This window comes from Caballeronia sp. (assembly GCF_049581465.1).
In the GTDB taxonomy this organism is placed as follows: Bacteria; Pseudomonadota; Gammaproteobacteria; order Burkholderiales; family Burkholderiaceae; genus Caballeronia.
Genome location: NZ_JBAUSA010001025.1, coordinates 1 through 6868 on the forward strand (window position 1 = coordinate 1; position 6868 = coordinate 6868).

A 6868-nucleotide genomic window follows, 5' to 3' on the forward strand; every position below is an offset into this window, starting at 1 on the left:
CCCCTACGCCCCGCCGGCCGCGATTGCGCCCACGGCCTCCTCTATCCGGCGGCCACATGAAAACACCTAAACGGCTTGTGCCGCTGCTGGAAGAAGGACTGATCGACGAGGTCATCGGCCAGTTGATGAGCGGCAAGGAAGCGACGGTCTACGTCGTGCGCAGCGGCGACTCCACACGCTGCGCGAAGGTCTATAAGGACGCCAAGCAGCGTAGCTTCCGGCAGGCGGCGTCGTATCGCGAAGGACGCACGGTGAAGAACAGCCGGCAAGCGCGCGCAATGGAAAAAGGCACACGCTATGGCCGCCAAATGCAGGAAGAAGCGTGGCAAAACGCCGAAGTCGATGCGCTTTTCCGGCTAGCCAATGCCGGCGTCCGCGTGCCGCAACCCTACATTTGCACGGACGGCGTGTTGCTCATGGAACTGGTCGTCGACGCTGAAGGCGACGTCGCACCGCGCCTGAATGACGTGGACATGACCGAGGCACGCGCGCTGGAAGTCCACGCGCTGCTGCTCAACCAGGTCGTGCGCATGTTGTGCGCGGGCGTGATCCACGGCGACTTGTCCGAGTACAACATCCTGATGGCTGCCGACGGTCCGGTGATCATCGACCTGCCGCAAGCCGTGGACGCGGCCGGCAACAACGAAGCGGCGTCCATGCTGCAACGGGACGTCGACAACCTCATGACGTACTGCGGCCAGTTCGCGCCCCAATTGCTGAACACGAGCTACGGCAAGGAGATCTGGGCGCTGTTCGAAGCTGGCGCATTGACCGTCGATACCAAACTGACGGGTCATGTCGAAGTCGATACCACGCCGGTCGATCTCGAAGCCGTGCTGCAGGAAATCGAGGACATCCGGCTCGAAGAAGACGCCCGCGTGCGGCGCGAGCAGGAAGCCGAAAGCTAGCCGGTTCGGTCCAGCTCGTCGACCAGCAGGCTCAGCGCCGCCCCACACGGCGCCTCCACTTTCAGGTCCAGCAGCGCGTCCGCCCGGGTGCGTCCGAGATTCACCGCCGCGATCGGCTTGCCCGAGCGGGCGGCCCACTCGCAAAAACGAAAACCCGAGTACACCATCAACGATGAGCCGAGCACGAGCATCGCGTCGGCTTGTTCCAGTGCCTGCGCTGCTGCGTCGACGCGCGCTCTCGGCACACTTTCGCCGAAGAAGACCACGTCGGGCTTGAGCAACCCGCCGCATTGCACGCACGGTGGCACCCGGAAGCCAGCGAAGTTCTCCTCCAGTTGCGCATCTCCGTCGGCCACGGCGAGCGCGCTCAGGCCAGCGAAGCTGGGGTTATCGGCGACGAGCGTCGTCTGCAGTGCTGCGCGCAGGGTCTCATTGCCGCACGCCATACACCGTACATGGCCGATGTTGCCGTGCAGTTCGACCACGTCCCGGCTGCCCGCGCGAGCGTGCAGGCCATCGACGTTTTGCGTGACCAGCCGGCTCAATACGCTGCGCTTTTCAAGTCGAGCGAGCGCGGCATGCGCCGCATTTGGAGCGGATTGCGCAACGATCGGCCAGCCAACCATGCTGCGCGCCCAATAGCGCTTGCGCGCGTATTCCGACCCCAGGAAGTCCTTGATCAAGATCGGCGCGCGGCCGGTTCGGTTTCCGTCCGTATCCCGATAGCAAGGAATGCCCGAGTCCGTGCTGATGCCGGCCCCGGTCAGCACAAAGAGCCGCGGATGTCGCGCGACGAAATCGTAGAGAGGATTTAAAGGCGCATTGAATGCGCGAACCGACATGTTTTCCATGCGCCGATATTAGCCGCAACGCGCGGCCGCTGCTTGCTCGAGGCATGCGATACGCGCACTCGAACGCTACGGCCCCCATACACCGCGGTCGTTGACAGCATGGCAGCCGGGTTGCTGGCGACCGAACCCATAACCGTAATCCGCGACCGCGTTCGCGAGCTGATGGCCCAGCAACGCGGGTTGGCGCGCTTAAAAGAACAAATAGGCCGAGTACAATGACGTTGAAGCGATTTGAGCGTCAAGCGGCAGGAAATGCAGCAGGAGATGGTGTCCGCGCTAGTCCACGTTTGAACGGGAGCTTACCGATGAGATTTTTTCGGTTCACGCGGGCGATTCTGTATGCAACGTTCGCCTTCCTTAGTCTTTCCAACGCCATGGCCGCCAGCCTAACTGACGGCACGCAGCAGCCTGCGTCCTCGACCAGTCCGCTCGTAACGGCCAACTTTAGCGGCGACGACCCAAGTACCGTTAGAGACGCGCTAGCGAAACTTCCTCCTGATAGCACCTCGCATTCGCTTACTAATCGCGTCAAGAATTTCGTCGAAGAGGCTATTCCAAAGTCGTTCCGCAATCCGGTCCTGACCAAAAGCGACCTTGAACGTGAATTTGCTTTCGTGGTGCCCGTCTCGCAAGGCATCCGTTATCGGTCAAAAGCGCATGTCATGACGGTCGACGTGGGCGTTTCAGACAGCGATTATCCTGACTCCATCGTCCTCAAGAAGACGGTAAAGGGACCGCGTGGAAGGAATCTGGTGGTCGCCGCGGAGGCGAAGGCCAAAGGCTTCATTCAGAACATCGACCTGATCGAACTCGACGCTGTCGGCAAGCGTAACAAGACAACCGTGCATGGGCGCTTTGCGTTGTCGCCCGCTGCATTTGCCGAGGGCGAAGGCGATTTTTCCATCGTGTTTTTGTGCCGGTTAGTGGAACCGTACCTGACCGACGTGCGCGACCACAGCGATCCCACCAACGACGAACCGACCGACATCACCACGCGGACATCGACGCTGCATGCAAAGGTCGACGACATCTGGCTGATCAACAAGGACAAGGGAATCGTACTGGCCAAAGGCCTCCGCTTGACGGACTGACGCGCGGAATCAAGGCCCGATCGACGATCCCTTGCACCCTGGAACTCGGCTAAGCTCGGCTAGCGTAACCGGTCACGCATTTTATCGAGTGAGTGAATCATGGACCTCCTGGATCAACCTGCCGATATCGCCGCGAACTCACCGCCCCGGCTTTTCTCAGCGTCAGCACGCGACGCGGGCTGGAGCCTGATACGCAATCTGTCGATTCCCAAAGCCTTTCCGGAAGCCTCCCTCGAAGCCCTGTTTCTCGAAGACCACAGCCGCCGTTTCTGCGCGTTTCGCCGGGCGTCGGCCTTGCTTGCCCTGACCGTATGGATCTGCTTTGTCTGGTTCGATTTTTACTTCGGACGCCAGAACATGGCGCTTGCGCACGTCTTCATGCAGATCATGCTGCTGCGGGCGTGCGGCGTTGTCTTGCTCGTATGCGTGGGGATCCTGACGCTCAAGGCATCATTTGAAACACATGCTGTTTCGCAGCGAGTGATCCTGACGGGTATCTACGGCTGCAATCTGCTGCTGGTCCTGATGGTGGTTACGACGCCGAGCCCATTCAACTACACGTGGTATTTCGTCGGACTCTACGTCGTGTTTTTCTTCCAGTTCGGTTTTTTTTACTTGAAATCGAAGGTTGCGCTGACAGCAGCCGTGATCACGTTTTCATCGATGCTCGTTCTTCAGGCGACGAACAAGATTCTCTCGCCCGAACATTTCTACATGGGCTTGTTCTATCTCTTCAACGTAGTGGTGATCGGCCATGGCGTGTGCGTGCACGCGGAACGGGTCTCGCGCGAGCGCTTTGCAGCAGAGCGCGCGCTGGGCGTGCTCAATCACGAATTGATGACCACGAACGTTGAACTCGAGCAAACGAATCGGGATCTGCTGGCAGCCAAGAAGGATCAGGACACCAAGACCAACGCGCTCCTGGCGTTGAAGGAGCAGCAGATGCTCGCAGCGGAAACGGCCAGCAAGGACAAGTCGAACTTCCTGGCGGCGGCAACGCACGACTTGCGCCAACCCATGCACGCGCTGAACCTCTTCCTGCAAGCCGCCGCCGAGGCCATCCACCGTGACAACGTCACCGAAGCCGCGCGGCTGATCGACGAATCGGGTCGTTCATCGGTGATCCTCGCGCGGTTCCTGAACGCGGTGCTGGACTTGTCACGGCTGGAATCGGGCCGGATCAGGCCGCGATATCACGTTTTCGATGTGAAGATCGCGGTTCTCGAAGCCGCCGAACAACTACGCCCGCTCGCGGCGCTCCGTGGCGTGGAGCTGCGCCTGCGCATGCCTCACACGCCTGTATACGTGCGCAGCGATGCCCACTGGCTGGGCCGTGCCATCGTGAACCTGGTGTCCAATGGCATTCGTTACGCCGATGCCAGCAAGAAGGCCAACCCGGTCGTCATCGTGGGCGTGGTGCGCTCGGCCACGCGTACGCGCGTGGACGTGGTCGATAACGGCATCGGTATCGCGGCCGAACATTGGGACGCGATCTTCCAGCCGTTTTTCCAGGTGGGCAACAAGGAGCAGGACACCGACAAGGGTCTTGGGCTCGGCTTGTCGATCGTGAACGCGGTGGTATCGATGCTGGAAGAGCATCGGATCGAATTGAAATCGGCAGAAGGACGCGGCTCGCGCTTCTCGCTGGAAATGCCCATTTGCGGATCGCCGCTGGGCGAACCGTCTCCGCGCGCACGCGACACGGCGGATTACCTCGGCGTGCCGCTTGAAGGGCTCTACGTGTTGCTGGTGGAAGACGATGGTCTGGTGCGCGCGTCGACGGAAGCGCTGCTCGTGCAGTGGGGCATGGTGTTCGATTCCGCCAGCAGCTTTGAGGAATTCGAGGACACGCTGCGTAGCATTGAGCGCTACCCCGACCTGATCATCACGGATTACCGCCTGGGCGACTCCGCCACGGCACGCGATGTAGCGATGTTGAGCGCGGCCAAGCTGGGCCGGCGCTGCCCGTGTCTCGTGGTCACCGGCGAACCCGCCGCCACGATCGTGCCGCTTGCCTGCGACCACGATGTACTGAGCAAGCCCGTCAGCCCGGCCGAATTGCGCCGGCAGATCGCATCGCTGATTTCAGGGCGTTCGTTCAGCGAGGCACAGAGGCCGTGCTGAGCGAATGTGCTGCTTTAACGTGCTGCTTTACCGTGGTGCTTCAACGTGGTGCTTCAACGTGCCGTTTTAACGCGCCGTTTTGACGTATCGCTTAACGCCCCATTGTAGCCAGCGCTACGTTGGCACCGCCCATCGGCATCTCGATCCCCCTGCGCGCCATTTCGACGATCAGGAACGTGCGCCGCGTCACGTGAAAGCGGGCGAGCAGATCGCTTGAATACTCCTTGGCGGTGTTCTCGCTGATATTCATTTTTCTCGCGATCGCCTTGTTCGACAGGCCTTGCAGCAAATAGCGCAGCGTCTCCGTCAGGCGTGGCGGCAAGTTCAGCGACTCGACCGTCACGCCTGAATGCGTAGACACCGGCTTGGGGCTGTGACCGCCCTTTCCGAGCACGCTGTTGGGCAGATACACGCGGCCACTCAAAATAGTCTTGAGAGCCTCGCGAAACACACCGGCGCCTTGCTCGCTTGCCTTGGAAATAAAGCCGCACGCCCCGCTCCTGATGCATTCAAGCACCGTATCACGGTCGTCTTGTGCGGACAGCATGATGGTCTGAACCTCGCGCTCCTGATCCCCGATCCAGTTCAACAGATCGAGTCCCGTGGAATTGCCCCGCAAATGATAGTCGAGGAAAACGAGGTCGTAGGTGCCGGCAGAAAGCCGCTCCTTGGCTTGTTCGAGACCGTCCGCTTCGTCTATATCGAGTAGCGGCTCGTTGGCCAGGATCAGGCTTTTCATGGCGCTTCTTGTCAGCCCTTCGTCCTCGACCAGCAGCACTGTTTTGAAATTGCCGTTTTCCATTGCCAACCCCATATTTACGACTCGATCTTACCGGCATGGCGGCATCCTGCTACCCCCCTTTCGCGGGGATACGAAGGAGGGGCTGGTTGCCCTCCAAAAAGAATGTCCGTGCCCTCCTCGCGCCGGGTTTTGCGGGACATCTTTAACCGCGACACTGGCTCATCGTTTTCGGCAGGGCGGCTCCGGCGCACTCCCGATCACGTCAAACCAGAAAAGGAGCACACGATGACCAGTCGTTCAGGCACCGATGACGAGCGGCACTTTGCCGTCTGGAACGGCAAGCATCCTCGCATGCCAATCGGCTCGCCGAAAGTATTGATCGCGCATCAGGACAAACTGATCGCGGAATCGCTTGGAGCATTGCTGAGGCTGACTGGGTTGCAGGTCATGCAAACGCAGAACCTCAAGTCGGCACGCTCGCTGCTGCAAAACTGGAAACCCCAGGCGCTCATACTGGATACGCAGCTCGACAGCGATTCTGGCTACATGTTCATTCGTACGCTACGCCCCGACGCCGAGTTGACGGGCCGCTTGCTGGTGGCGATCAGCAACGTATGGCCAGCCGACCCTGTTGAAACCCTGAAAGACGCCGGTTTCGACGCCCACTGCCGGCGACCGTGCGCCACCTGGCGCCTGGTCGAAGTGCTCACCACCTTTTTCTCGATGCCGCCCGCCACGCCAATTGCGACGCGACTGATCGCACCGGTAATCCGAGGCCTCCCGGCCTCGCGGGCTTCGGACCCATCGCCCGGTAAGGCGCGCCACGCGTTAGTCACGATACCGTAGTAGGATTCGTTGGCGCATCAAGCGTCAAATGGACATTAAATTACGAGGCAGGTGAAGTACGGCGGGGCCAACTAGAAAGCGCAGATATATCGCGCGCACAAAAAACAGCGCGACCGCGTAGCGGCCGCGCTGTTTCCATATCAGGCGAAGAACGTTTAGAACGCGTTCCAGGTTTTTTCACTGTTATTTTTGCTGTTAAATAACGTGGTCCAAGCGGGCGCAAACGTTCACCGATCATTAAAGCGACGTTTATGGCCGCCTTTTGTGGTCGTCTTCTGTGGCCGCATTAACTATGCATTTGAACAC

General features: G+C 60.1%; 6 protein-coding genes. 4 read left to right on the forward strand and 2 right to left on the reverse strand.

Annotated elements, in window-relative coordinates:
• Positions 1 to 56: 56 nt before the first annotated feature.
• Positions 57 to 908 carry a PA4780 family RIO1-like protein kinase gene (locus tag WCA53_RS25015; protein ID WP_423916745.1) on the forward strand — a complete coding sequence of 284 codons (852 nt, stop codon included), beginning with the start codon at positions 57 to 59 and terminating at the stop codon, positions 906 to 908.
• Here WCA53_RS25015 and WCA53_RS25020 read toward each other — a convergent pair.
• A complete protein-coding gene (locus tag WCA53_RS25020) occupies positions 905 to 1750 on the reverse strand; it encodes an NAD-dependent protein deacetylase (protein ID WP_423916747.1) in 846 nt (281 codons plus the stop codon). The genes WCA53_RS25015 and WCA53_RS25020 overlap by 4 nt on opposite strands.
• Positions 1751 to 2064: 314 nt before the next feature.
• Between WCA53_RS25020 and WCA53_RS25025 the strand changes: the two genes are divergently transcribed.
• Together WCA53_RS25025 and WCA53_RS25030 are read left to right on the forward strand one after the other, a co-directional pair.
• Positions 2065 to 2850, forward strand: a complete 786-nt coding sequence (locus WCA53_RS25025) for a hypothetical protein (protein ID WP_423916749.1) — start codon at positions 2065 to 2067, stop codon at positions 2848 to 2850.
• A gap of 99 nt (positions 2851 to 2949) precedes the next feature.
• A complete protein-coding gene (locus WCA53_RS25030) occupies positions 2950 to 4974 on the forward strand; it encodes an ATP-binding response regulator (protein WP_423916751.1) in 2025 nt (674 codons plus the stop codon).
• A gap of 91 nt (positions 4975 to 5065) precedes the next feature.
• On the opposite strand, the gene WCA53_RS25035 is transcribed toward WCA53_RS25030, so the two are convergent.
• Complete coding sequence (locus WCA53_RS25035) at positions 5066 to 5776, reverse strand: response regulator transcription factor (protein ID WP_423916753.1); 711 nt, start codon at positions 5774 to 5776, stop codon at positions 5066 to 5068.
• A 225-nt stretch (positions 5777 to 6001) separates the two neighbouring features.
• On the opposite strand from WCA53_RS25035, the gene WCA53_RS25040 reads away from it, so the two are divergent.
• Positions 6002 to 6562, forward strand: coding sequence for a response regulator (locus WCA53_RS25040; protein ID WP_423916756.1), 561 nt, complete (start codon positions 6002 to 6004; stop codon positions 6560 to 6562).
• Positions 6563 to 6868: the final 306 nt, after the last annotated feature.